A 22732-nucleotide genomic window follows, 5' to 3' on the forward strand; every position below is an offset into this window, starting at 1 on the left:
GACAAGGACACCGCCACCCTGAAGAAGGCCAACGGCACCAAGGCCGACACCTGCTCCTACAACTCCACCAGGCACGACTACAAGATGTGCTGAACCCGGCAGACCACGGTGCCCGTCCCTGCCCCGGGACGGGCACCGCACCACAGCCGCCCGCAGCACTGAGCCCCGGCAGCACGCCTGCCGCACTCAGGATGTGAGCCCCCACGTCGGAGAAACCGAGCGACGGGCCCCCGAGCCGAGGCGCCTACCGGCGCGCGCAGAGCAACATCGACAGCGGCCGTCAGAGATGCCGTGGACCGCGGCCACGCGACACCGGCCGTGACGACGCTCTGAGCGGCTGACGCGAGGCCTCGTCCCGCAGCTACGTGTTGCTGGGGGCTCACGGCCGACCAGGCCGAAGCCGAAGCCCGCAGCCACTTCGGCCGCCGCGTTCAGCGGCTGGGCCGCGTGGAGCGACACGTACTCCGCCAAGAGTGCCGACAGGCCATCCTCCTGATGTGCCATGGTCAATTCTTTCGTCGGTGACACAGAGGTGTTCTCACCCACTCGGCGCGTCCTCTCTGCTCCACTCCGGGATGCAGCGGATCTTGGGAGAGGACGTAAGGAGGTGTGATGGGCACCACGGGCACAGACGCCGGACCAGAACCGGGCGCTGGCGAGGAGTCGCGCTGGAGAGTCTCGTTGGTCCATGAGTTCGGGAGTGTGGCTCTCGCGCTTGCCGCACTGGTCGTCTCCGTCATCGCGATGGTTAAGCAGTCAGGCGCGCAGGAGGACCAGACCGAGCTTGCCATCCAACAGACACGACTGGCCCAGCAGCAGACGGTCATGGAGCAAAATCGGGACGAGGAGGAAGGTCGGCCCAAGGTCAGCTCCTGGCTGCTGCCGGATCCCAAGGGTGAACTTGGCGGCTACCTATACGTCGTCAACAAGGACAAGAGCGGGGTGAACTCGTTCCACGTCAAGGTGAACGAGCAGCTCGTGAGTCTCGACTTCGTCCCTCCTTGCACGCGCACGGTTATCCCGCTGGGGACGGACGAACTTCAAGTCTTCCTCGAGCAAGACTGGTATGCGTACTTCCGCACAGGTGATACGTGGTGGACCTTCGACGAGACCCTTAATCCCATCAAGGGGGCAGAGCCAACCGGGAACGCGGCGGAATTGAGCTACAGCGGTGCGCATCTCAGCGCCGAAGACTGCGAGCTCTGAGGCCCCCAGGCGCTGTCCACGTAGCCGACATGGCGTGTAGTAGTACCCGTTGGGAGTCGCGGCTTCGATATTGGCCCGCCGGAAGCGGCCGTGCGGCAGCGTGACGGACCGTTTCCCCGGTGAACTCCTTCACCCGCTCGGCTGAGCCGTGCGCGAAACCGCTGGTTAGAGCCTGTGCTGGCCGATATCCCAGCGTTCGTGATCAAGAACATGGCCCGCGGCCTCGCCGCGCTCTCCCTCGCCCTCACCCCGCTCGCCGTCCCCGCCACCGCGCAGGCAGCGCCCGCCGCGCCGGCGCGCGCGGAGGTCCTCGCCCTGGCCGACGCTTTGGAGCTCGTCCAGATCGCCGACGAGTCCCGCGCCGGATACCAGCGGGACTCCTTCAAGCACTGGAACGCCGGCCTCGACAAGACTGATGGCTGCAACACCCGCGCGGAGGTCCTCCTCGACGAGGCCGCCGAGGCACCGGCCGTGGCGGCCGGCTGCAAGCTGTCGGGAGGGGAATGGCTGTCGTACTACGACGGCCAGGAGGTCGCCGACCCGGCCAAGCTCGACATCGACCACATGGTCCCGCTCGCCGAAGCGTGGGACTCCGGCGCCAGCGCCTGGACGGCGGCCCGGCGCGAGGCGTACGCCAACGACCAGGACGCCGCCACCAGCCTCGTCGCGGTGACCGCCCGGTCGAACCGGGCGAAGGCCGACCGGGACCCGGCCGAGTGGATGCCGCCGCTCCCGGACGCGCACTGCCGGTACGTCGGAGAGTGGACTGCGACCAAGCTCCGCTGGGGCCTGACGGCGGATCAGGCGGAGGCGGACGCGCTGAAGGTGTACGCCGAGGCGTGCGAGAGCACCGTCGTCCACTACACGCCGGCCCCGTAACCGCACGTCTTCGCCCGGCGCCGGGGCCTCAAACCCTCGGCGCCGGGGGTGGTCCCAGTGGCGCGCCCACCGGGCTAACCGTTGCCCTGAACTGGCGGAGGGGCAGGTACAGGAACCTGAGCCAGCCGACCATCGTGCGACATGCGGATGAGGATCTCGGCGTACCTCTCCCAGAAGCGCTCCAGGCACTTCGCGCGGAGTGCCGCTTGGGCGGGAGTGAGCAGGACACCAGAGGAGGGATCGCGGGGCTCGTGCTGATCGGAGGGCACAGGTCAGTCGACCTCGACGTAAGTGACGATGAGGATGCTGCCGAGCGCGGTCGCGTAGAACACGATCCGGACGCCGGAGTGCTGGTAGTCGCGCAGCGCCGACGCGGTGGCGTGCGCCTTCACGTCCGTGGGGTCGGCGGCGATCTCGTTCAACGCCGCGTCCAGCTGTGCGGCCTGCACGGTGGTGAGGGTGCGGACCTGGGTCTCGGCCGGCTCGATGAACACGATGCGCGGCCGACGGCCGCCGCGGGAGTGCTTAGGCAACTTCGGGTGCCTCGCCGTTCTGCGGCGGCAGGCCCTTCTCGGCTCGGATGTCGTCCCAGTCGCGGCACCTGTCGAGGTCGATGCCTTCGGAGGCGAGGTTCTCGAGGACGTAGGCGAGGGCCGGGTTCTGGGGGAACTCGGCGCGCGCGGACTCGCGGAGCTCGCGCTGCTCGGCCTCGCTGAAGATCAGGTGCGCCATCGGGGCCTCCACCACGGTCGGGTACGCCTTGAGGCTAGCGCAGCCCGCCAGGCGAGGGCACGGTTCAGGAGGTTCCGCCTAGCGCCCACCACCGACACCGTTGAAGCTTCTCCGAGACCTGCCGGTTCAGTGGCGAGGTCCGTTGCCGGAGTCGCCCCTTCGTGCGCGGCGTCCCAATCGCCAGCCTGTGTAGAACGAGAGCAGGCCGGTCAAGTCGGCTGCTGTTCCGATCGCTTCTCTGACTTGCGAGACGGCATCGCTCTTGGCTTCTGCGGCGCCGAGGGTGGTTGTCGCGGCTGTGGGGGTGTGGAAGAGGCCCCAGATCATCATTGCCGTTCCGAGGGTGAACATGACCATGCCGAGACCGAACAAGAGCCGGTCCATGAGGATGAACCGGTCGCCCGGGTCTTTGTCGAGGAACTGGTAGCCGTCGCTGGTGTGGCCGGTGCCTGATCTGCCGTGGGACACGCACCCACCGTAGCGGGGTTTGTGACGGAACCTGGTGATTACGGCTCGTATGGGGGTGCGAAGGGAACCCGGGCCGACGGGCCGTCCACCAGCGGTTGAGCACCCGTCGGCCTGGCACGCGCACTAGTCGACCGTGGGCTCCCCGCGGAGCGCTTGGCCGACATGGGCCTGGGTCAGGCCGATCGTGCGGGCGATGGTCTCCCGGTCGACGCCGCGTTCGTGTGCTGAGCGCATGGCGGCGTTCCGGCGGGCGACGAGGGCCTTGCGGCGGTCATGGGATGCGACCGTGCGCTGGAGGAGGCGCGCCCAGTGCAGGAGCGCGCGGCCGGTCCACAGGGTGAAGGGTCGGGGTTCGGGTGCGGTCGGATTGGCCAACAGGTCCCCCTCGTGATCGACACGGGTGTTGCCATCGAAGGTGACGGGCCGCCAGGTCCGGCCACAAGGGCGCAAAACCGGCCGCCGGAACGAGCGGGGCGGGTGGGAAGATCGGCGCCATGAGTGAGTGGGGGATCGCCCTGATCGCCGCCGGGTCGGCCATCTTGGGCAGCAGCGTGACGGGGTTCTTCGCGTGGAAGGCCGGCCACCGCCAGGCCGCCGCGGCTGAGGCGGCCGGCCAGGCGCAGGCGAACGCGCTAATAGCCACCGTCCAGGCCACGCTGGATGAGCAGCGCCGGACACGAGCGGATGAACGGCGACGCCAGGTGTACGCCGAATTGCTCACCGCTGGTCACGACCAGGAGCTGGACCCTTCTCCTGAGCACATCTCACGGTCCCTGAACGCGTACTACCTGGTGGAGGTAGAAGGGCCCGGCTACGTGGCAAATGCCGCACTTGGCTACTTGGCGGCGGTCAACGAAAGCGACGACGGTGGCGAGGACCCACAGCCTGCTCGAGCGGCGTACATCGAGGCCATTCGACGCGCCCTCGACGAAACCTGACGGCAGCGCCCCCGTCCAGAGCGCGGCACGAGGGGCGCTGGGCGGGCCGACGAGGCACTGACCCGAAGGTGAACCACCGCCGGCCACCGTGCCCGCGGAGCTAGGTCTGCCTCGGCGCGCGGCGTTCAGGCCGTAGGAGCGAACTGGACGAAGCGGCTGTAGTGGCCCTGGAAGGCGACGGTGATCCTCGCTGTGGGCCCGTCGCGGTGCTTGGCCACGATGAAGTCCGCCTCGCCGGCCCGCTCGGAGGCCAGGTCGTAGTGGTCGGGCCGGTGGAGAAGGATGATCGTGTCGGCTGCGTAGGTGATAGCGCCGGACTCGCGGAGGTCGTCGAGCATCGGTACGCGGTCGGCTCGTGTCTCGGCGCCGCGATTCAGGTGGGATGTGCAGACCAGCGGGATGTTGAGTTCCCTGGCCAGAGACTTCAGGTCGCGGACCACGTCACCGACCTCTCGTTCACGAAGGTCGCTTCGCTTCATCGGGCGGATGTCCTGGATGCCGTCGATGGCGATGAGCCCGATCTGCCGCTTCCCGACTTCCTCGCGGGCCCTGTCGGTGAGCTGTGAGGCGTTCATGCGGGCAGGGGACCAGAAGTACAGGGGGTTCTCTGCGATCTGGGGGATGACCTTGGCGAGGCGAGTCCAGTCGTCATCGGTCATAAGGCCGGAACGCATGTGATGCAGCGCGACACGGGCTTCGGCGGACTTGACCCGGAGGGTGGTTTCGGAGACGGAGTGCTCAAGGCTGACGTGCAGTGTCGGTACCGAGTTCTTGACTGCGGCGTGGGTGCACAGGTTCAAGAGCAGGGTGCTGCGGCCCATCGAGGGGCGGGCGGCGATCACGGTAAGGGTGCCGGGCATCAGACCGCCGGTCAGAGCGTCGAGGTCGGTGAATCCGGTGCTGAGCCCTGCCAGGGGCCGTCGTTTCGATCCGACGGCTTCGACTCGGTCGAGTGCGTCCGACATGGCTTCCCCCAGCGACTGAATGCTGTCCTGTTCGGCTTCGGTTCCCACGGGTCTCCTTCGGTCCGGTGCAGGGTGCTCGTTGATGGTGACGCGCGGTGTGATGAGCACGTCGCGCGTCACCCGTGAATGGCTGGATAGAACGGTGCAGGCGGCTGGGCCGTGGCGTCCTGGCAGTCGCTGCACAGGTCGTCGCCGGCCCCGGGGATGGAGCGGTTGCAGTACGGGCCGGTGCAGTCCTTCAGAAGCGGGGTCGTGCGTGCTGCGGCCCGTTGGCTCGGCACCGCGGGCAAGGTCGGCTCGACCGGCGGCGGGCTGCTCGGCTGGCGTTTCCGGGTCTGTGCCGCCTTCCAGTCGGCCGCACGGACCTCGCACAGCCGGCAGGCCTCGCCGCTGTCGACCACGCCGGCGGCGACGCCATCCGCAACGACGAGGTCGGCCTCATCTGCGCCGCGAAGGACGCCGACGGCCACCTGTACGTCCTCGACGACCGCTCCCGCACCATGGGCGCCGACACCTGGGGCACCGAGGTCTGCCTCCTCGCCATCCAGCGGCAGGCCGACGCGATCATCGTGGAGAACAACTTCGGCGGCGACATGGCCGCCCAGGTCGTACGCCAGGCATGGGCCGAACTCGAACGCGAGGGCGAGACGAAGGTGATGCTGATCCCCGCGATCATCGAGGTCAACGCCAAGCAGGGCAAGAGACTCCGCGCCGAACCGATCGCCCAGCTCTACAAGCAGGGCCTCGTCCACCACGTCGGAGAGCACGTCGAACTCGAGGGCCAGATGGTCACCTGGATCCCCGGCATGGACTCGCTCGACCGCATGGACGCAGCCGTCCATGCCCTCACCGAGCTCGCTGACCCCGCCGCGGCGCCCGCTACGAGCCGCTCGTACGGTGACAACCGGCTGGCCGGGAGGGGCCGATCCGGGCAGACGCTCCCGTAGAGGGCTCTGACAGCCCTTCTGACGGCACGGACCCCGAACTGGGCTCATTGAGCGCCGAACATTGCCAATATGTCGCGGCGGACTGTAATCGCGACTTGTAATCGCGGACTGAAATCATGAGACACAAAGTTTGCAAGACGGCCCGCGCAAGGTGGTACCACCTATAGATTGGCACCTGCCCGTCCAGCGCACTACTTAGTGCGTTGGGTTGTGGTACGACGAAGCCCCGAGACGGCGTGAGCCGCCCCGGGGCCGGGTAGGTGCCCTGTGCTGGGTCCTCAGCCGCTTGAACACTGGTCGAGTAGGTGACCGCCTACAACGACCAGAAGCGACATGATGATGTCCCAGTTCAGGGCCCTCTTCTTGCGCGGTTTAGCATGTCGAGCCATCGCTCTCCTCCCTCTTGGTAAGTGCGAGAGGGAGATCAGCTCATGACACTGGGTCACCGCAGCAGCACGAACATATGACGCCGCCGTCGCCTCTGTACGGCGATCTCCGAAATTGCCCCGACCTCATCGTCGACCTCGAGCCGGGGGAAGCCAGTTCGTGGCGGCCCGTACGCTGATCACATGGCGCGGGGCCTGTCAGCGGAGGCGTACCCGTGGGCCTGTTCAGCGGCGTCAAGGACGTCATCATCGACGCCTGGGGATGGGCGAACTACAAGCCGATCTACAGCGACCACCTCGGGATGCCGCACCGGCGGGCGTTCCCCGAGGCCGCAGCCTCCTGGGTTCCTGCGGCAGACGAACGCCGCCTGGCCGCATACAAGCTCCTCGCCGCCTACGACAACAACCAGGCCGGCGAACTCTCCCAGTTCCGCGACGGGGATGCCGCGCGCGGGCGCAGGGAGTTCGGCGACCCGTCGATGTTCGTCGACACCCTTGTCTCCCCCGTCCTGGGCCGTGAGCACAGCATCGTCGTACCCGGCGCCGAACAGGACGGCAGCGACGATGCCGACGCGGAGGCCGCGGCCGCCGTACGGGTTCAGGAACTTCTGCGGGAGTGGGCCGAGGACGAACTCCTCCCGATGCGGATGCTGCAGACCGAACGGAAGGCCGTCTCCCTCGGCGACGGGGTGTACCTGCTGGCCTGGGACCCGGCCAAGCAGTGTGTCCGGCTCAAGACGTACGACCCCGGCTTCTACTTCCCCGTCATTGGCGAGGACGGCGACGGCGCCGACTTCCCCACCCGTATCCACCTCGCGTGGGAGCTCCCCGAGGACAAGAAGCGCGGCCTCAAGGCCCGGCTGCGCCGCATCACCTACGACCTGGACTGGATCCGCCCAGCCACGGCCTCCGGCATCGACCCGACCGGCCGGCCCGTCCGCGCCCCGGGCATGACCGAACCGACCGACGACACCCCTGCCAGACCGCGCTCCGTCTCGGCTACACCCCCGACACGGAGGATGGGCCCGCCGCCGAGGGTGTCGTATTCGCCGCGGCCGAGAGCGGGCCGTCGAAGAGCGCGACCGAACACACACCGCCGCAGAGTGCCAGGGTGGGACGTGCTCACTAGGTCCCACCCCAGAACTCTCGCGCCTTGCTGTCAGGCCACCGAGGTAGGCCGGTTGCCGGCCACGTTGGCTTCCTGCCGCGCCCCAAAAGGAGCCCTCCAGCTTCCGGTGCCCTTGTACAGGTACGCCCCGCGGTCGGCGGAGTTGGTCGCGAACAGGTCGGGGCGCCCGTCGCGGTCGGCGTCCCCGATTCCCACGATGTGGCTGTATCCGCCCCAGCCGGAGCCGATCTTCACCCGGGTGGCGAAGGTGCCGTCGCCGTTGCCGAGGTAGAGCCAGAGGACGCCGGCACTGTCGCGCGCGACGAGGTCACCGGCGGCGCCTCCGGCGATGTTCCCGGTGGCGGTGATCTGGTTGTAGCCGTTCCAGCCCGTGCTGATCTTGACGCGGGTCGTGTAGGGGCTGCGCCAGTTCCCGGTGCCCTTGTAGAGCCACATGGCGCCGGCCGCGTCGGTGGCGACGAGGTCGGCCTTGCCGTCGCCGTTCAGGTCGCTTCCGGCGGCGATCTTGTTGTAGCCGCCGAAACCCGTGGCGATCTTGTACCGGGTGGCCAAAGTGCCGTCGCCGTTGCCGAGGTAGAGCCACAGGGCGCCTGTGGTGTCGCGGGCGATGAGGTCCGCGTGGGCCGCTCCGCCGATGTTCCCGGCGGCCTCGGTCGCGCTGTAGCCGCCCCAGCCACTGCCGATGAGCTTGTCCTGTGAGCTCAGCTGCCCGATTCCGTTGGTGTAGGGGTCGTAGTGGGAGTCGGCATCCCACAGTCGGCCCGAACCGTCGCGCAGGAGCAGGTCCGGGGAGCCGTTGTCGTTGTAGTCGTGCGGGGCGGGCTTGCGGGTGACCGTGAATGTGCCGGAGGACGTCACGGTGGGGCCGATGCCGTTCATCGGCGCGACGCTGATATGCCAGGTGTAGTCGCCGTTGTATGCACTGTTGGTGCGCCCGAGATTCGAGAGGTCGCCCATCCAGTCGAAGCGTATGACGCCATTGGCCGGTTGGACGTCGTTGAACTCCTTGACCAGCCCGGTGCGCACATGGCGCAGGGTGACCTTGACTTGCACGTTGAGCCGGGACACGGTCCACTCCAGGCGCGCTGTGCCCTGGTTCTGGTCGAGGTCGATCGTGCTGGGGATCTTGTGTCCCAGCAGGGTGACCTTGGTGGGCTCGCCCGTGCTGCCGACGAGCGTGGTGGTCGGGACGCCGTCGGCGCCGGGGGTGATCCGGTAGATGCCCTCGCCCTGCTCGACGGTGCCGCCGCGGACGACCTGGGCGCCGTCGGGTGCGGCGGCGGCCGACTCGACGTGGTCGAGGAGCTTGTGGGTGGTGGTCCCGTCCTTCAGGCTGCGTGCGGTCAGGGCGTACAGGGCATTCGGCCAGAACGATGTCAGGCCACCGCGCATGCCATAGGTCACCCAGTCCCCGACCAGGCCGACCTCGACCTCACCTCGCGACACTCCGACCCCCATACGCTGTCGCGTACCGGTGGAGCGATCGACCACCACGACCGTGACCTGATCTGCTTCGCCGGACTCGACCCAGGCCAGGTGGGTCGCAGAGACAGCAAGGTCCTCCTGCGCTGCGGCGGGCAGTTCGTAGGTCTCGGTCACGGCATTGGTGGCCAGGTCGAGCATGGCCACGTACTTCTTGACCGTGGTTCCCGTGCCGGTGCTATAGGTCAGCAGGGCGTGATCGGGCGTGCCGGCCCTGACGTCGATGCTCGTGGCGTCAGCCGGAATGCCGGTCGTCGTCACGCGGTCGGCGACTCGGGTGTGCATGCGGAGGTCCTTGCCTCCGCTCGCGTTGCCCACCATGGTGAAGATGGCCTCGCCAGCGGCGCCCGCGTATTCGACGCCGCTGGAGCCAAGGTAGACAGAAAGCCGTTCCTCCCCGGTCGCCAGGTCGGTGAGGACGGCTCGGGATGCCTGATATGTGCGGGTGGCCACGATGTCCCTGAGACCCGTGCCCTGGGCCCTGACAAACCGCCACGCCACGGAGCTGCCATCCGACGCACGAATCCAGGCCGTGTCCTCCAGATACCTCGGATTCACGGTCAGGTAGCCCGTGGATGTGACCCCGTAGACCTGCATGTTGCGTGGGAACGGGATGACATCCTGTGTCGCCGACACGTCCGTCGTACCTTCGCCGGCCGGAGAAGCGACCGCCGGAACGGTCAACCCTGTGGAGCCGACGGTGACGGTGAGCACGGTCACGACGGCTGCGGCGAGCCGACGACGGGCGGGACGTGCGTGGGACAAGGCGTGTTCTCCTCAGGAAGACCAGACGCACCATGCGTTGCGCGGGTCAGACTCCCGATCTCCGGCAAAGGTTGTACGCCCCCGCTACCTCTTCCACGCGAGTGCACGTGGGGCGGTACCAGAGGGCGTAGAACCCAGACTCCTTTTCCGTGCACACGCCCTCGACCTGGCCCGACGTTAAGAAGCTGGCTGCTCCCTGCCGCGGTGGCGGACTGTCCCGCGTGGCGCTGCTGGAGGCGTCCGCGGTTCTCGCCGTCGGGTCAGAGTTCGTACGGGTAGAGGGCGATCTTCTCGCGCTCGATGAAGAGCTCGACCCATGTGCTGGCAACACCTTCGGGCAGAGGATCGGCGAGGTCCAGCAGGATCTGATTGCCGTCGAAGTCCAGCATGGCGGCGCCGTCCACTGTGAGGCTCAGTCGACCGCGCAGGACAACGCAGTGCCCGCCAGGCCGGACTCCCGGTCCGACGCCGACGGCCGGTTTTGCGTTCCGCCCCCAGGCGATGTCCTCGTCGACCGTCCATTCGACGTGGTACTTACCCGGCTTCGTGGCGCGGTCACCGCACCATCGGACCGCTGTCCCTCCGAACGGGGTCCGGATCTGGGCCAGCCATGGGCTCCAGGGAAACTTTGCGACCTTCACCAGTTCGACCAGCATCGTTCGATCATGCAGCATCCGAGTTCTGGCCGGAACCCGCGGAGCTTCGGCGCTGCCTTGCACAGGTTCGCCGGAACGTGTGCCTTGGAGACGGGTTGGCGGCGATGGCGAGCACGCGCGGAGCAGCCACGTGCCTCGCGAGTTCGTCCCAGCCGGCGCCGCGGTGATGGAACGCAACGTCCGACGCGAAACCTGTTCAGGATCGATCAGCAAGGTTGTCGTTCCGGCCAGTTTCGGTTTTCTCCGGTCCCGGCAGGAGAACGAGGGAGGCTGGACCGTCAAGGGGCCGAAGGCGCAGCCCGAGCGCCTCTGATACCTCAGATGGAGAGCGACTCACATGACGTCGTCCTTGGACTGGGCCGGGCTTGCCCCGGTCATCGCGGCCGCGGTGCAATCGGCGGCCGCCCTGGTGCAGGTGTACTGGGACCGGCGGCAGCGCGGTGCCCGGATCCCTCAGCGCCCTGTCTTCGGCGGACCGGTGGCCGAGTGCGTCGAGCACCCGGCGCACGGCTCCCCCTCCGTCCAAGTCCAGATCCGCGTGCGCCAACCACCCCACACCGCGCTGTCGGTGACCGTGCACGTAAGCGAGGCCGGCGGCGAGGACGGGCAGGCGCTGCCATCAGCGAAGGAGCACGGCCCGTGGTAGTGGATGACGAGGCTCCAAGGGAGGAGCCCGGCCCGGCCATCGACGTGGACCTGGTCCAGCGGCTGCGGGACTGCTACGAGACGTTCATGGCGGCGGAACCGCGGATCCTGCGCAGAAAGATGAACCGTCAGCTCTCGTACCAGGCATGCCAGGACGTGGCCCACGAGGCGTACCTGAGGGTGGCGAGGAAGGTCCTGAACGGCCAGCTGGGCCCCGAGGTGCAGCTTGCGGCCTACCTGCGCAGAGCGTCGAGGAATCTGGCGATCGACACCCTGCGTGCCCACGCGCGGCTCGACCCTCTGGACGACACCGGGCTCGTCGTGGCGGTCCACGGCCGGCGGCCGGCCGACGACTTCGATCCGCTGGAGGAGCTGGTCGTCCCCACGATCGACGCCATGCCGCTGAGCCGGCCCCGCAAGGTGGTGCAGCTTCAGAGCCAGGGCTTGAGCGACACGCAGATCTCCAAGGTCCTGGGCATAGGCACGGACCGAGTCCACCGGGACCGGTACACGGCCCTGATCGAGCTGCGCGGAAGGCTCGGCGGATACATCCGGGACGGGCACCGGAAGAAGACGACACGACACGTGGAGAAGGAAAGGTGAGGGCAGTGAGCCGCTTCAACGAGGACAGCGGCGGCCGCCCGGCGCCGGAGGCCAACGCAGAGCTGATGACGCTCATGCACCAGCTTGCCGGGCCGCCGGACTTCTGGGACCGTCCAGGCGGCGACTTCGGACCCCAGACGCACCTGTACGACCTGGACGCGGACGGGCGAGAGCGAGTGAATTCGCTCTACCGGCTGGGATCCAAGGCGCTGAGCCGGGGTGAGCTGTCCACCGCCGCCGACTGGCTGGGTGAAGCGGCCTCCGCCGGGCATCCAGGTGCACTGTTCCGGCTTGCCCTGGTCGTGCTGCGGGCCAGCACCAGCTGGACGGAGGACGCATGGTTCCTTGTCGAGGAGGCTGCCCGGCACGGACACGGTGACGCCGAGCGGCTGCTTACCGCGGCCGCAGGCCGCCTCCCAAGTGCTACCCCTCCACTGCAGACCGAGGACCCGTTCTTCTTCGAGGAGCTACGACGCCTGCTCGGTATCCCCCTTCACCTCGTTCATGCAGACCCGCACCCCGCTCTGCCCGATGCCGTCAGGCAGACAGACATCCTTCAGGAGGCCCCCCTGGCCATCGGACCAGAAGACGAGCAACGGCAGCCGGGACGGACCGGACTCGTCCTGGTCCCCGCCCCCGTGCTGCCCACGCAGTACGGTCCCGCACCGCCCTCCCCAACAGCGCCGGAGCGGCCCTCACTCACCGCACTGGCCGGCGGGCTGACCCTGCCAGTTCCCGACCTGAGTCCCACAGCCTCCACGACACCCCTGACCATCCACGGTTCCATCGACCTGCGGGGCGAGCCCTGGTGGTCAGCCAGCGCCCTGCGCCCGGCCGTACTCACCGACATGGCACGCCACAGCACCACCCCCGCCGTGGTCCCCGCACGGTGGCAGACCACACAACGGGCACGCGACATGCTCCTTCTCATCCACCACGCCGACGGCATCGACACCCGCACACTCGCCCGGCGGACCCGAATGCCAATGAACTCCGTCGTCCGGCTGCTGGACTGGCTGCGCAGCGAGCGATTCGTCGACACCATCGCAGGCGCCCACTTCCCTGGACCGCTCATGGCCCTGGCCACACGCGCCGACCCGGACCAATCACTCCTCAAGGACACGCTCGCCTCCATGCGCGACGAGCTCGGCGCGGCGGTCTACCTCAGCACCTACACCGACGGCGAGATCACGGTCCAGGAGGCCGCGTTCAGCACGACCGCACCCCCCGTCGAGGAGGTGGCCCCGTTCAGCGACACCGGGCACGCAAGCGCCAACGGTAAGAGCCTCCTGGCCCAGCTCGACTTCGCCTCCCGCATGGACCACCTCACCCGCTACCCCTCGGTCCAGCTCACCGGCCGGACCATCACCAGCCGGCGCGCACTCATCGAGGAACTCGACGGACCCGGCCCACACTCCGCCCAGTTCGACCTGCTCGAATACTCGGACAGCGTCCTTTGCGTCGCGTTCTCCCTCGGCCTGCCCGGCCGCGCCTCCAGCGTCGCCCTGTCCCTGCCCGTCGAGGAACACCTCCGTCTCATCGACACCGCAACCGTCCTGAGTAGGCGTGCCACCGGACTCCTCCTCGCCCACCTGCTCACGGACGGTATGCAGCAGCAAGAAGGGGGTGCATGGTCACAGGCTGAGCCTCCCCCTCGACGCGCCCTGCCCTAGCCCGTTTCTTCAACCTCTCCAAGCTCTAGCAGCCAGGCCGACGGGACTGCGCGTGGTCGAATCGGGATGCGCTGATCTGCGGGGCATCTGCATACTCAGCGCATGAACTTGCTCTCCGGTCGGTTCCAGGATCCGCGCAGCACCGAGTACGACTTCATCAGCTCGATCATTGTGCGATGCCCCGGCTGCACGAAGGCCGCTCGAGTCGTTCTAGCGCCCGGGGACTCCGATCCCGGAGGTCGGATTCTGTTCAGGCCGCGACGTATGGTCTGCCGGGGCTGCGGACTGTCACGGGTGTGGAACGGGCGTCGTGTCATGATGCCCAGGGGCACGGCTCAACCCGCGACGGATCCGTACTTCGGTATGCCGCTGTGGCTCCAGGTTGAGACCCGGCATGGGTGGTTGTGGGCGTACAACCACGAGCATCTCGACCTGATGCGCCGATACGTCCAAGCGTCGCTGCGAGAACGAGGGCTCTGGCACAGCACCGGACCGACGATGACTCTGGTAGCCCGCCTTCCGGTATGGATCAAGCGAGCGAAGAACCGCGAAGAGGTCTTGAGAGCCGTCAGCCGGATCCACGCCTCCCAGGTCGCCCCCTGAACTGCATTCCTGCGTCCGCGCGTCACTCGAACTTGATCCCAGTCCTGGAGGCGGCGGCCGGACGACTGCGGCTGGCCGTCCTCGTACACATCGGCCGGCGGATCGAAGGGAAGGCGGCGCGCAGGCGGGCCGACATCGACAGGAAGACGCCGCCTCCGGGCCGCCTTTCAGCGCTCCGCCGCCGGCGAGGCTCAGGTGCGGCGGGACAACCTTGGGACCGATGGGACACGCTTGCACGACAACCTCCGACGCCGGCCGAGTGGGCAGCGGGCGGTGGAGCACAAACCTCCTCGCCGGCCCCGCGGATCTGGTCTTCGAGAACGGCGGCGTGCGCCTGTTCCTTGCCGCACCGGAGTACCGGCGAGTTGACATATTCGATGCTGCGCCCTCCAGCGGGCCGGGAACCACTGGCTGAATTCGACTGAACCTCTCACGGGATGTGCAAATGTGGCGGTTCCGAAGCCGACGGCAGTCCTGAACTGCTGGAACGGGCTGGGCCGTTGAAGGATCGTTGCGTAACGTATGGGAACAGATCAACTACCTGTGGTGGCTGAGGCCACAGAGGCGAAAGATCGCAGGCCTAGGGACGCAGGTCGACAGACCAAGGCGAGAACACGGGGAGGGCGCAGTGGCACTGTCGGCGCGGACGAGGCGAGCACTACTTCGCGAATGGAACGGCACGCGCGCAGTAGCTGTGCTGTTGGTGGCCAGCGCTATGACGGGTGTCTCAGCCTGCGGTGTCAGCGAGCCGTCCGACAAGCCGTCCGCTACGCCCACAACCAGCGGGTCGGCGACCGAAGCGCCCACGCCCACCCCATCCGACTCTGTCGACCAGACAAAGACCCAGCTGATCCACATTTACGACAACTACTGGGCGCAGATGGAGAAGGCGTACGCTCTGGGTTCGGCCAAGGAAACGGACCTCTCAAAGTACGCTGCAGGCCTCGCCCTGGTGAAGGCCGAGAAGAACATCGCCAACCACAGCAAGGCCGGTCGGTCCACCACCGGCACCGTGCGAATCTCCAGCTCCACCGTGACGAAGAGCGACCTCTCGAGCAAGGTGCCCAGTGCCACCCTGACGAGCTGCCTCGACGTCTCCGAGTGGGACTTGATCGACCGCAAGACAAAGAAGAAGGTGGCTCTGCCTGAGGGGCGGCGAACCCAGTACGTCATCGTGAGCACGTTCGAGCGATGGCCGGAGGGCTGGCGAGTCATCAAGGACGAGCCTCAGGACCAGGCGTGCTAACCCCAAAGCGGGGCTTGGCCCGAGTAGTGCTGGCCCTCGCCACCATCCTTGTGAGTGCCAGCGCTGTTGCAGCCGATGGCAACCCCAGTGCCGGCAACTGCGATGACTTCTTCTGTGTCGGCATCGAAGTACCCGGCAAAGGCGGTCATGGCGGCAGCGGTGGTGCGTCCGGGGGAACCGGGACAACGCCCGCGAAGAATCCCACGGAGCCTCCGCCCTGTACGTACGCGCTTGCCAACCCGCAGCCGCCAGCCGGAAGCGCCTTCTGGGAGGGCCACGATCCTTCCGAAGGCGGAGCGATCTACGAACGAACCTGCGGGCCCCTCACCAGCTTCGTATACGGCGGCCCTGGAGGGCCTCCGGCAGCAGCAGTCGACCCGGCCGTTCTGGCCCAGCAAGCCCTCGACAAGATGCGCCTGCGCGCCCCGAAGATCGGCATCACCCCCAAGGCGGGCGGCAAGGGAGTGGTCGGGATGCCTGTCTATATGTGGACTGAGAAGGGCCCTGAGACCTATGGCCCGAACGTGGCCAGCGCCTCGGCGGGCGGCATCACCGTGAGGGCCACAGCCAAGGTCAGCAGAATCGTGTGGTCCATGGGAGACGGGAAGACAGTCACCTGCACCACGGCCGGCACTCCCTACAAGGCGGAGTACGGCAAGAAGCCATCGCCTGACTGCGGCCACCGCTACACCACCCCTTCCTCGATCACCGCCTCGGGGAAGTACCACGTGACGGCGACGTCCACTTGGACGATCGACTGGACAGCCACCAGCGGTCCGACCGGCCAGCTGACCGAGGCCCGCACCAGCGCCGTGGACATCGCCGTCGCCGAGGTCCAGGTCCTCAACTAGAACTCCCTCTGCACAAATCGAGAGGCATTCCCCGCATGGAATCCCCCGCCGCCCCGGCGGTGCCGCGCCCCGCCGCCCCGGCACGCTCTGAGCTCCCCATCACGACCACGGCCCCGGTCAAGCGGGAGCGTCGTTGGTCGGTTGCTGCCTTGTGCATCGTCCTGGCCGTCCTTGCCGGGCTCGGTGCTGCCGCTGCCGTCACCTCTGCGAGCGACCGCATCAAGGTGCTGGCCATTGCCCGCGATGTTCCGGCCGGCCAGGCTCTGACGTCTGCCGATCTGATCGTGGCCGAGGTGAGCGCGGACGTCGCTCTCACCCCGGTCCCGGCCGCGCAGAAGACGTCGATGGTCGGCAAGCGGCCGGCTGTGGACCTGCGCAAGGGCGGCCTGCTCACCACCTCCCAGCTCGCACCCGGTACGGGTCTGGGGGATGACAAGCAGCAGGTCGGTGTTCAGGTGAAGCGTGGCCAGGCTCCGGCAGGCACGCTCGCGCCCGGTGACAAGGTCCTCGCTGTCACCACGCCTGCCCAGGGCGAGCAGCCGACCGGCAAGGATGCCGAGGCGCCGCCCTCGACTATCCAGGCCGTCGTCGTCACGGTGTCCCGCCCGGACGCCTCTGGCAACGTGGTGGTCAATCTCGCCGTTGCGCCCACTGACGGGCCGCTGTTGGCCACCCGTGCCTCCCAGGGCCGGATCGCCCTCGTGCGTGAACCGCGGAGCAGCTGATGCCGGTCACTGCTCTTGTCTCGGCGAAGTCCTGCGGCGTTACCACCTCCGCGCTCGCCCTCACTCTCGCTTCGAAGCGGCCGAGCCTGCTCGCCGAGTGTGATCCGGCCGGCGGCACCATCAGGGCCGGGTTCCTCCAGGGCGAAGTCGGTGCCGGTGTAGGTCTCTATCACCTGGCGGCCGCCGAGCGCACCGGCCCGGACGCGCTCGCGCAGGCCTTCGCCTCCCACCTGTGGCCGATGGACGAGGCCGGGCACCGCAAGCTTCTGACGGGCCTGACCGACCCTGCCCAGGCCGCTGCCCTGGGCCGGACATGGCCGGCGCTGTCGGAGGTCATGCACGTTCTGGCCGAAGAAGCCGGATACGACGTCTTCGTGGACGCAGGCCGCCTCGCCCTCGAGTCCGGTCGCCTCCACGCCACGCTCACCCCGGCACCGCTGCTGCACCAGGCCGACCTGGTCCTCCTGGTCGTGCGGGGGACTGAGCAGTCCCTCACGCTCGCCCGGCACGTCATGGACCCGCTGCGCACCGAACTCGCCGAACGCGGCAGCGGACCCGACGCACTGGGTCTGCTGCTTATCGAGGACGGCCCCTACCGAGCCCATCAGGTCACCGAGGCCCTGCAGGCGCCGGTCCTGGCCGCCCTGCCGCACGACCCCGCCACAGCCGGGTATTTCGCAAGCGGCGGCCGGCCGCCCCGCGGCTACGGACGCAGTCCGCTGCTGCGTCATGCGCGCACCGCGACCGAGCAGTTCGAAGCCGCCGCTTCCCGCCGTGCGATTCAGCAGCAGTACCCGCCCCGTACAGCGAACCCGCAGCTGGCCGGCGTCCTGCAGCGCCTGAGCGAGAGAGGTGGGGCGCGTGGCTGACACCCACCAGCGCCCCGGCGTCAACGGCCACCCGGCACCGATGGGCCGGGAGGACATCGCCGGGCTCCTCGCCGGCCGGATCGGCCAGAACCGCCCGCAGCCACCCGCTGCCTCCACGCACCCACCGGCGGCGGACATTCCCGCTCCCGCAGCCCCGACAGTCGCAGCCGGTCCGGCGGCCATGCCCAGGCTGGCCGGTATGCCCGGCGAGATCCCCGTCGGCTGGGAGGTGATCGAAGACCTGCAGGCCCTGGTGTCGAAGCAGCTCAGCGCGGAAGACCCCGACAAGCTCCTCGAGGAAGTCGACCGGCGCGCGTTGGCCAAGAAACTGGTGCGCAACGCGGTCGCCGACTGGGCCGCCAAGTACGCCCAGGGGAACACCCCGCTCACCGCGGAGCAGGAAGCTGCGATCGGCACCGCGGTCTTCGACTCCATGTACCGCGGCGGACGCCTGCAGTCACTGCTCGATCAGGAGGGCGTCGAGGACGTGATGGTCGACGGCTTGCGCGCCCACGTCGAGTATCACGACCGTCCCCGCCAGACGATAGAGAAGGTCGCCGACTCCCACGAAGAGCTGATCACGTGGGTCAACAGGATGGCCCGCCTGTCCGGACACGGCGAGCGTTCCCTGACACAGGCCACCCCGATGGTCGGCTTCCGCATGCCCGACGGCTCCCGCGTCACCGCGAGCCTGCTCACCACCCGGCCCTCCGTCGTCATCCGCCGGCACCGGATCCGGCAGCACGGCATCGCCGAACTGGTCCAGTGGGGATCCATCAACCCGATCCTGGAGCGGTTCCTGACCGCAGCCGTACACGCCAAGATGAACATCCTGGTCGTCGGCGACATGGGCGCCGGCAAGACGTCACTCCTACGCGCACTCGGCAGGGAGATCCCACCCTCGGAGCGGCTGATCACCCTCGAGTCGGACCGCGAGCTGTACCTGGACGAGCCCGGTCCGAAGCCCGGCCCGATCACGTTCGCGTTCGAAGCCCGGCAGTCCAACGGGGAGATCCGCGGCGGCGACAAAGCCGGCGAGGTCACCCTCGAGGACATCTTCCCAACCGCCCTGCGCTTCAACGGCACCCGCGTCATCGTCGGCGAGGTCCGCTCCACCGAGATCGTGCCGATGCTGAACGCCATGTCCTCCGGGGGCTCCGGCTCGATGTGCACCCTGCACGTCCGCCGGCCGCATGCCATCATCAGCCGCCTCGTGCAGCTGTGCACCGAAGCCGGAATGCAGACCGAAGCCGCGCACCACCTCATCGCTTCCTCGATCGACCTCGTCGTCTACCTGACCTACCTGGACGAGACCGCGATCGGCGGCCGCAAGCACCGCTTCGTCAGCACCATCTACGAGGTCCACGACGTCGTCGGCGAAGGCGGCCGCCCCGTCACCACCGAACTGTTCGCCCCCCAGGGCGGCGAGCCGCGCGCCATCTTCAGGAACATGCCCGGCTTTATCGACGACCTCGAACGCACCGGCCTGTTCAACCGGCAATGGCTCACCGACAACCCCTACGGCGCGTGGATGGGCCCGCTGCAGACGGTAGGCCGCCGATGACCACCTCCCAGCTCGCCCTCGTCGCCGCCTGCTGCGCCGTCCTCACCCTCCTCGCCCTCGCCGCCGCCGTGAGGGAACTGCGCGGTCGTATCCCCGACCCGGCCAAGCCCGCGTCCCGTATGACCGGCCGGATCCAACGCGCGAAAGCGGAGCTCCCGGAATCGTGGCAGCGCCGCTGGCGCCACCTGGTCACCACGGCAGGCATCGTGACGCTGGTGGTGTGGGCGTGGACCGGTTGGCCCGTCCACGGCATTCTCGCCGGCGCCGCGGTCCTCGGCCTGCCCTACGTCCTCAACCCCGGGACCGCCGCCACTCAGCGTATTGAGCGCCTCGAGGCGCTGGGGCAGTGGCTCAACCACCTCGCGGGTGTTCACCAGGCCGGTATCTCCCTGCCGCAGACGATCCGTGCCTCCGCGAAGGCGGCGCCGAGTCCGATCGCGCCGAACGTGCGGGCGCTGTCGGACCGGTTGCGCTCGGGCATGGAAGCCGAGGATGCTTTCGCGTTGTTCGCCGACGAGCTCGCCGACGGCGTCAGCGACCACGTTGTCCTGCTCTTCCAGTCCCACGCCGTCTACAAGGGGCCCGGCCTCTCGGACGCGCTCGAGGCCCTGGCCGTCACGATCCATCAGCAGGCCGCTGACGCCCGCGACATCGAGGCCGATCGCGCGAAAGTCCGCAAGTCCTCCCGCATGGTTTCCATGGTCATCTGCGTGGTCGTCGTCGGCTGCATGCTCAACGACGCCTGGTCCGGCTGGTACCAGTCACCCCTCGGCCAGATCGTCCTCGCCGTTCTCGGCGGACTGTTCGCATACACCCTGCGCTGGCTGCGGAAGATCGCCCGCACCGCCCCCGACCCGCGCCTCATCGACCCGCTGCCGGCGAACGCACAGCTCACCATGACGGGAGGCACGCGATGATCCCCATGGAAGCCGTCCTGCCAGCGGCCGCCGCCGGCGCCCTGATCGGCCTGGCCGTCCGCGCCATGCTCCCCGCCCGCCGGGACCTCGCCTCCGTCCTGGACCGCCTCGACGTCGCCAAGACCAGCGGACCCCTCCTGCCGTCGGCCGCACCCAGTTCGACCGGCACCTTGCAGGAGCGGGTCGGGGCCCGACTGCTCGGCGAGTTCGGTGGCAGGATCACCCTGCCCGTCCGGGACCTGAACCTGCTGCGCATCAGCCCGGCCGAGCATCTCGGGAAGCGGTTCCTGTTCGCTCTGTACGGCCTTCTGCTGCCCCAACTCCTTCAGGCTCTGCTCGCCCTGGCCGGCAGCCCGCTCTCGTTCGCGCTACCCACACTCGTCTCCCTGGCCCTGGCCGGCCTGTTCTGGCTCTGGCCGGGCAAGGAGATCGCCCGGGACGCGGCGGCGGCCCGGCTCGTGGTGCGGCACGCCGCCGCGTCCTACCTGGAACGAGTCGCGCTCGCACGGATCGCCAACTCGGGCGCGGCGCAGGCCCTGACCCAGACAGCCGAGGTCGGCGACGGCTTCATCTTCGTCCGCATGCGGCAGGTCTTCCACCAGGCCGACCTCGCCGGCGTCACCGTCTGGGACGCGCTCAAGCAGCTCGGCGACGAGCTCGACATCCCCGAGCTGACCCGACCCGCCGACACCCTCGCACTCGCCGGTGACGGAGCGGCCGTCTACACCACCCTCCAGGCCCAGGCCCGGCAACTGCGCATCGCGCTGCTGTCCGACGCCAAGGCCCAGGCCAACGCGGCGAGCGCCGCGATGATCCTGCCCGTCACCGCGGGCGTCATCCTCATGCTCGTCTTCGTGATGATCCCCATCACGATCACCATCCTCGGAAGCTGACCAGAAACAAGGGGGAACACCCATGGACATCCAGACCCTGACCGTGTGGATCCGCGGCCGCTTTGAGGCGCTCAAGGCCGGCAAGGACGCCGGACAGACCTCCACGGAGCTGGCCCTGATCGCCGGCGCGCTGCTCGTCGGTGCCGGCCTGCTGGTCCTCGCCATCCGCACCAAGCTCATGGAGAAGATCGGCATCATCAACGGCGGCTGACCAGCAACTACCAACGACCACGAGGGGAGGACAAGGGCGTGAGAGCACGGATGCTGCAGGGTCTGCGAGGCTTCATCCGTCGTCGCCAGTTGCAGGGCGGCGACCGCGGTTTCGGCAGTGTGGAGTTCGCGGTGCTGGCCGTCGTCGTCCTCGCGCTGATCTTCACCGCCATCCAGGTCGGCCTGTACTACCACGCGCGCAAGGTCGCCCAGTCCGCCGCCCGCCAGGGCGTTGAGACAGGGCGGCAGTTCGGCGCCGGCGAAGGCGACGGAGTCGCCCAGGCACAGACCTTCCTCAACCGGTTTGGCGGCAGCGTCCAAGGGGCGAGTGTGTCGTCGGCCGGCAGCACCGCGGAGGAGATCCGCATCACCGTGCGCGGCCACGTCGCCACCCTGGTCCCCGGCCTGACACTGGACGTCGTCCAGTACGCCGATGCACCGATCGAGCGATGGACGAACCCATGACGGCCCGCACTAACGGTCATCGCCTCGCGCGGGGGCTCCGCCGCGACCGGGGCTCCTACTCGGTGGAGACGGCGATCCTTGCTCCGGTGATGATCGGGCTGCTCCTGCTGATGATTGCGTTCGGGCGGGTGACGGATGCCGACGGTGCCGTCGACGCGGCGGCCCGTGCTGCGGCCCGTGCGGCGTCTCTGGAGCGGGACGCCGGCAGTGCGCAGGCTGAGGCGCAGGCCGCTGCTGCCCGCAGTCTTCAGGGGGAGGGGATCACCTGTCAGACCTCCAGCGTGGTGGTCGACACGGCCGGCTACGGCCTGGACCTGGGGGTGGAGGCGAACGTGACCGCGACGATCGCCTGCACGGCGAACCTCTCCGACATCGGGCTGCCGGGACTGCCCGGAGCCAAGACGCTCACCGCGTCGTGGACCAGTCCGATCGACACATACCGGGGCCGCACATGAGCAGCATCGTTCACCGCATCGTGGTGCGGCGGCGGGCGGCCTTGACCGGGCGCCGCCGCGACCGGGGGAGCATGTCGACGTTCTTCGCTGTGTCGTCGCTGGCGATTTTGATGGTGATGGGTCTCCTCATCGACGGCGGCGGCGCGCTCAACGCGGCCAACCGGGCCACCTCCATCGCCCAGGAGGCGGCCCGCACCGCCGGCCAGCAGCTCGACCCCGCGCAGGCGATCGAGGGAACCGCGATCACGATCGACCCTGACGCCGCCGTGGGGGCCGCCCAGGACTACCTGTCCGCCGCAGGCGTGCAGGGCAGCGTGGAGATCACCGACGGCGGACAGAGTCTGACCGTCACGGTGAACGACTCCTACGACACCTACTTCGCGCAGTTCCTCGGCGCCGCAACGATCAGCGTGACCGGCACCGCGAAAGCACATCTGCAGACCCAAGCTGGAGGCTGAGC

General features: G+C 68.5%; 28 protein-coding genes. 19 read left to right on the forward strand and 9 right to left on the reverse strand.

Annotation, left to right across the window (positions count from 1 at the left end):
* The first annotated feature begins 612 nt into the window (after positions 1–612).
* The gene (locus tag ACFQ7Q_RS16380) at positions 613–1206 is read left to right on the forward strand and encodes a hypothetical protein (protein ID WP_383555057.1); all 594 of its coding nucleotides are present in this window, start codon (positions 613–615) and stop codon (positions 1204–1206) included.
* 198 nt (positions 1207–1404) lie between these two features.
* Positions 1405–2085 carry an HNH endonuclease family protein gene (locus tag ACFQ7Q_RS16385; protein WP_383555060.1) on the forward strand — a complete coding sequence of 227 codons (681 nt, stop codon included), beginning with the start codon at positions 1405–1407 and terminating at the stop codon, positions 2083–2085.
* Between the two features lie 272 nt (positions 2086–2357).
* Here the strand turns inward: ACFQ7Q_RS16385 and ACFQ7Q_RS16390 are convergent, their stop codons facing one another.
* From ACFQ7Q_RS16390 to ACFQ7Q_RS16405, 4 genes are all read right to left on the reverse strand, one after another.
* The gene (locus ACFQ7Q_RS16390; protein WP_383555063.1) at positions 2358–2618 is read right to left on the reverse strand and encodes a hypothetical protein; all 261 of its coding nucleotides are present in this window, start codon (positions 2616–2618) and stop codon (positions 2358–2360) included.
* The gene (locus tag ACFQ7Q_RS16395) at positions 2611–2817 is read right to left on the reverse strand and encodes a hypothetical protein (protein WP_383555066.1); all 207 of its coding nucleotides are present in this window, start codon (positions 2815–2817) and stop codon (positions 2611–2613) included. Before ACFQ7Q_RS16395 ends, ACFQ7Q_RS16390 begins: the two co-directional genes overlap by 8 nt.
* Positions 2818–2943: 126 nt before the next feature.
* On the reverse strand, positions 2944–3285 hold the full coding sequence (locus tag ACFQ7Q_RS16400; RefSeq protein WP_383555069.1) for a hypothetical protein: 342 nt from the start codon (positions 3283–3285) through the stop codon (positions 2944–2946).
* Between the two features lie 123 nt (positions 3286–3408).
* On the reverse strand, positions 3409–3660 hold the full coding sequence (locus ACFQ7Q_RS16405; protein WP_383555072.1) for a hypothetical protein: 252 nt from the start codon (positions 3658–3660) through the stop codon (positions 3409–3411).
* A 119-nt stretch (positions 3661–3779) separates the two neighbouring features.
* Between ACFQ7Q_RS16405 and ACFQ7Q_RS16410 the strand changes: the two genes are divergently transcribed.
* Positions 3780–4223 (forward strand): hypothetical protein, encoded by a 444-nt coding sequence (locus ACFQ7Q_RS16410; RefSeq protein ID WP_383555075.1) that lies wholly within the window; start codon positions 3780–3782, stop codon positions 4221–4223.
* Between the two features lie 125 nt (positions 4224–4348).
* Here the strand turns inward: ACFQ7Q_RS16410 and ACFQ7Q_RS16415 are convergent, their stop codons facing one another.
* Together ACFQ7Q_RS16415 and ACFQ7Q_RS16420 are read right to left on the reverse strand one after the other, a co-directional pair.
* Positions 4349–5236 carry a replicative DNA helicase gene (locus tag ACFQ7Q_RS16415; RefSeq protein WP_383555077.1) on the reverse strand — a complete coding sequence of 296 codons (888 nt, stop codon included), beginning with the start codon at positions 5234–5236 and terminating at the stop codon, positions 4349–4351.
* 68 nt (positions 5237–5304) lie between these two features.
* Positions 5305–5658 (reverse strand): hypothetical protein, encoded by a 354-nt coding sequence (locus tag ACFQ7Q_RS16420; RefSeq protein WP_383555221.1) that lies wholly within the window; start codon positions 5656–5658, stop codon positions 5305–5307.
* On the opposite strand from ACFQ7Q_RS16420, the gene ACFQ7Q_RS16425 reads away from it, so the two are divergent.
* Positions 5629–6135, forward strand: a complete 507-nt coding sequence (locus ACFQ7Q_RS16425; protein ID WP_383555215.1) for a hypothetical protein — start codon at positions 5629–5631, stop codon at positions 6133–6135. The two genes, ACFQ7Q_RS16420 and ACFQ7Q_RS16425, sit on opposite strands and share 30 nt — an antisense overlap.
* A 565-nt stretch (positions 6136–6700) precedes the next feature.
* Here the strand turns inward: ACFQ7Q_RS16425 and ACFQ7Q_RS16430 are convergent.
* The 3 genes from ACFQ7Q_RS16430 to ACFQ7Q_RS16440 form a co-directional block, all read right to left on the reverse strand.
* Positions 6701–7333: a hypothetical protein gene (locus tag ACFQ7Q_RS16430; RefSeq protein ID WP_383555080.1), complete on the reverse strand. Its 633-nt coding sequence runs from the start codon at positions 7331–7333 to the stop codon at positions 6701–6703.
* Between the two features lie 347 nt (positions 7334–7680).
* Complete coding sequence (locus ACFQ7Q_RS16435; RefSeq protein WP_383555083.1) at positions 7681–9897, reverse strand: FG-GAP repeat domain-containing protein; 2217 nt, start codon at positions 9895–9897, stop codon at positions 7681–7683.
* A 260-nt stretch (positions 9898–10157) separates the two neighbouring features.
* The gene (locus tag ACFQ7Q_RS16440) at positions 10158–10553 is read right to left on the reverse strand and encodes a hypothetical protein (protein ID WP_383555086.1); all 396 of its coding nucleotides are present in this window, start codon (positions 10551–10553) and stop codon (positions 10158–10160) included.
* 337 nt (positions 10554–10890) lie between these two features.
* On the opposite strand from ACFQ7Q_RS16440, the gene ACFQ7Q_RS16445 reads away from it, so the two are divergent.
* The 15 genes from ACFQ7Q_RS16445 to ACFQ7Q_RS16515 all read left to right on the forward strand — a co-directional run bounded on the left by ACFQ7Q_RS16445 (position 10891) and on the right by ACFQ7Q_RS16515 (position 22730).
* Positions 10891–11199, forward strand: a complete 309-nt coding sequence (locus ACFQ7Q_RS16445) for a hypothetical protein (RefSeq protein ID WP_383555089.1) — start codon at positions 10891–10893, stop codon at positions 11197–11199.
* Complete coding sequence (locus ACFQ7Q_RS16450) at positions 11193–11801, forward strand: RNA polymerase sigma factor (RefSeq protein ID WP_383555091.1); 609 nt, start codon at positions 11193–11195, stop codon at positions 11799–11801. The genes ACFQ7Q_RS16445 and ACFQ7Q_RS16450 overlap by 7 nt, the downstream gene beginning before the upstream one ends.
* 5 nt (positions 11802–11806) lie before the next feature.
* Positions 11807–13474 (forward strand): IclR family transcriptional regulator C-terminal domain-containing protein, encoded by a 1668-nt coding sequence (locus tag ACFQ7Q_RS16455; protein WP_383555094.1) that lies wholly within the window; start codon positions 11807–11809, stop codon positions 13472–13474.
* Positions 13475–13576: 102 nt separating this feature from the next.
* A complete protein-coding gene (locus tag ACFQ7Q_RS16460) occupies positions 13577–14077 on the forward strand; it encodes a hypothetical protein (protein ID WP_383555096.1) in 501 nt (166 codons plus the stop codon).
* A gap of 628 nt (positions 14078–14705) precedes the next feature.
* Positions 14706–15323: a hypothetical protein gene (locus tag ACFQ7Q_RS16465; RefSeq protein WP_383555099.1), complete on the forward strand. Its 618-nt coding sequence runs from the start codon at positions 14706–14708 to the stop codon at positions 15321–15323.
* A gap of 26 nt (positions 15324–15349) precedes the next feature.
* On the forward strand, positions 15350–16174 hold the full coding sequence (locus tag ACFQ7Q_RS16470; RefSeq protein WP_383555101.1) for an ATP/GTP-binding protein: 825 nt from the start codon (positions 15350–15352) through the stop codon (positions 16172–16174).
* A 35-nt stretch (positions 16175–16209) separates the two neighbouring features.
* Entirely contained in the window at positions 16210–16899 is a 690-nt protein-coding gene (locus ACFQ7Q_RS16475; RefSeq protein ID WP_383555103.1) for an SAF domain-containing protein, read from the forward strand.
* Positions 16899–17768: a hypothetical protein gene (locus ACFQ7Q_RS16480; protein WP_383555106.1), complete on the forward strand. Its 870-nt coding sequence runs from the start codon at positions 16899–16901 to the stop codon at positions 17766–17768. Before ACFQ7Q_RS16475 ends, ACFQ7Q_RS16480 begins: the two co-directional genes overlap by 1 nt.
* Positions 17761–19332, forward strand: coding sequence for a CpaF family protein (locus ACFQ7Q_RS16485; RefSeq protein ID WP_383555109.1), 1572 nt, complete (start codon positions 17761–17763; stop codon positions 19330–19332). The genes ACFQ7Q_RS16480 and ACFQ7Q_RS16485 overlap by 8 nt, the downstream gene beginning before the upstream one ends.
* Positions 19329–20249: a type II secretion system F family protein gene (locus tag ACFQ7Q_RS16490; RefSeq protein WP_383555112.1), complete on the forward strand. Its 921-nt coding sequence runs from the start codon at positions 19329–19331 to the stop codon at positions 20247–20249. The genes ACFQ7Q_RS16485 and ACFQ7Q_RS16490 overlap by 4 nt, the downstream gene beginning before the upstream one ends.
* Positions 20246–21142 (forward strand): type II secretion system F family protein, encoded by an 897-nt coding sequence (locus tag ACFQ7Q_RS16495; protein WP_383555115.1) that lies wholly within the window; start codon positions 20246–20248, stop codon positions 21140–21142. The genes ACFQ7Q_RS16490 and ACFQ7Q_RS16495 overlap by 4 nt, the downstream gene beginning before the upstream one ends.
* 22 nt (positions 21143–21164) lie before the next feature.
* Positions 21165–21353, forward strand: coding sequence for a hypothetical protein (locus ACFQ7Q_RS16500; protein WP_351816449.1), 189 nt, complete (start codon positions 21165–21167; stop codon positions 21351–21353).
* A gap of 50 nt (positions 21354–21403) precedes the next feature.
* The gene (locus tag ACFQ7Q_RS16505; RefSeq protein ID WP_383555118.1) at positions 21404–21817 is read left to right on the forward strand and encodes a TadE/TadG family type IV pilus assembly protein; all 414 of its coding nucleotides are present in this window, start codon (positions 21404–21406) and stop codon (positions 21815–21817) included.
* A complete protein-coding gene (locus ACFQ7Q_RS16510) occupies positions 21814–22272 on the forward strand; it encodes a TadE/TadG family type IV pilus assembly protein (RefSeq protein WP_383555120.1) in 459 nt (152 codons plus the stop codon). The genes ACFQ7Q_RS16505 and ACFQ7Q_RS16510 overlap by 4 nt, the downstream gene beginning before the upstream one ends.
* The gene (locus ACFQ7Q_RS16515; RefSeq protein ID WP_383555123.1) at positions 22269–22730 is read left to right on the forward strand and encodes a TadE/TadG family type IV pilus assembly protein; all 462 of its coding nucleotides are present in this window, start codon (positions 22269–22271) and stop codon (positions 22728–22730) included. The genes ACFQ7Q_RS16510 and ACFQ7Q_RS16515 overlap by 4 nt, the downstream gene beginning before the upstream one ends.
* Positions 22731–22732: the final 2 nt, after the last annotated feature.

This window comes from Streptomyces sp. NPDC056527 (assembly GCF_042794475.1).
Lineage (GTDB): Bacteria > Actinomycetota > Actinomycetes > Streptomycetales > Streptomycetaceae > Streptomyces.